Raw genomic sequence first — 2,024 nt, forward strand, 5'->3', positions numbered from 1 at the left:
GACGTCGGCCAATGGACACGAGCACGACATCGGCCTTGATGGTTCCTCGCGCGCCATCGCCCACGGGCTCGACGTCGAGGACGACGTCGTCGCCCTCCATCCGCGATCCGACCACCTTGTGCCCAAGGCAGAACTGGAAGCCCTGGGCCTCGAGCACCTTGTGCAGCGCCGCCGACATCTCCGAGTCGACGCCGGAGGCGATCCGGTCGAGCACTTCGATGACCGTGACCTCGCTGCCGAGCCGACGCCAGACCGACCCCAGCTCCAGTCCGACGTAGCCGCCGCCGATCACCGCCAGATGGCGCGGCGCCGCCGTCAGGCTCAGGGCGCCGGCGGAGGTGACGATCCGCCGCTCGTCGATGGGCAGGTCGGGCAAGGTCGCCGCTTCCGATCCGCTGGCGATGACCACCGCCTTGCGGGCCTGCACCTCGAAAGCGCCGTCCGCGGCGCGCACCTCCACCCGGTCGCGCGCCAGCAGCCGGCCGCGGCCCTGGAAGCGGGCGACCTTGTGCTTGCGCAGGAGGTAGGCGACCCCTTCGCCAAGCTCGGTCACCACCTTGCCCTTGTGCCGCATGACACCGTCAAGATCGGCCCGCACATTGTCGACCATGACGCCGAACGCTTCGAGATTGCGCGCCATCTCCAGCCGCTCGGTGGCCTGGAGCAGCGCCTTGGACGGAATGCAGCCGATGTTCAGGCAGGTCCCCCCGAGCAGTTCGCGGTCGTCGATGACCGCCACCGACAGGCCGAGCTGGCTCGCCCGGATCGCACACGGGTATCCGCCCGGCCCGCCGCCGATGATCACCAGGTCGTAGGAGGTCGTCGAACGGCTCATGGCGTCAGCCTTTGCTGCGAGTGGATGGGAGAGAAGGGCGCCGGCCTGCCCGGGGAACGAGCATCAGGCGCCGTCCTCATTCAGGCCGACGTCACGCGTTTTCATTCGGAACCCGCTTCCGGGGAGGGCCGGCAGGCGGCGGAAGTCGATCTCCAGATCCTGATCCGGCAGCCGGTAGTTCAGGTCGGCGAGCAGGCCAACGGCGCGCTCCATCAGCTCGACGACGATCCCTTCGCCGGGGCAACGGTGACCGGTCGCCGCATCCCCTCCGCCCTGGGGGATGAGACCGAACGGATCTCCGGAGCCGTCGCTGAACCGCTCCGGCCGGAACGCCTCGGGATCAGTCCAGTGTGCGGGATCGTGATTGGAGCCATAGAGGTCGAGGACCACCTGACGGCCCTCCGGGAAGACCAGGTCGCGCCAGCGAAACGGCGCGCGCACACGCCCGATCACTGCCGGGAAGAACGGATAGAAGCGTCGGACTTCCTGGACGAAGGCGCGGCGACGTCCGGGGTCGGCGACGGCCAGACGGGCCGCATCCGGGTGAGCCTGCATCGCGTGCGCCACAAACACGATGTAGACCGAGGTCGCGACAGTCGGCCGCAATACATTGGCCAGTTCGACCGCCGCCGTGTGGATCGGCAACGGTTCGCCGTCCTCGGCGCGGGTCCAGGCCCAGGCGTGGGCGGCCGTGTCCGGATCCGGCGACAGACGGCCGGCGCGAATGTCTTCAATGATCGAGCCCAGCCAGGCGTCGACGCGGCGACGCGCGTGCCTCGACCACAGATGCCGGGGGCCCCGCGATCCCGCCGCGTCGAACAGCGCCCTCAGGTGACGGACCCGCTTCGCTTCGTCGTGCGGCTCAAGCGGCACGCCGGCCCAGCCGCAGACGGCCCGCGTCAGCACCGGCTGCAGGGCGTCATAGAGCACGATGTCCTCCTCGCCGGCCCATTCGACGGTCGCGCGCCGCCACTCCGCTTCGAACAGTTCGCCCAGCCGCGCGACACGGGCTGGCGACATCAGGGACATGAACACGCCCTTGCGAGCGCGGTGGGCCTCGCCGTCCAGCCCCTGGACGCCGCCCTCGCCGAGCAGCGTGCGGCGGACCGGCGCCGGCATGGCGCCCGCCCGCACGATGCGGGTCTCGTCATAGAAGATCCGCGCCGCCTCGCGGCCTCTCAGACAGGTC

Annotated in this window: 2 protein-coding genes; both read right to left on the reverse strand. The window is 70.2% G+C overall.

What is annotated here, in order from left to right:
* Positions 1-835, reverse strand: an 835-nt coding sequence (locus tag RTU05_RS18040; protein WP_312599656.1) for an FAD-dependent oxidoreductase, incomplete at its 3' end; no start/stop codon positions are given.
* Positions 836-898: 63 nt separating this feature from the next.
* The coding region (locus tag RTU05_RS18045) for a cytochrome P450 (RefSeq protein WP_312599657.1) at positions 899-2,024 on the reverse strand (1,126 nt) is incomplete at its 5' end.

It is taken from the genome of Brevundimonas sp., assembly GCF_032017145.1.
Classification (GTDB): domain Bacteria; phylum Pseudomonadota; class Alphaproteobacteria; order Caulobacterales; family Caulobacteraceae; genus Brevundimonas.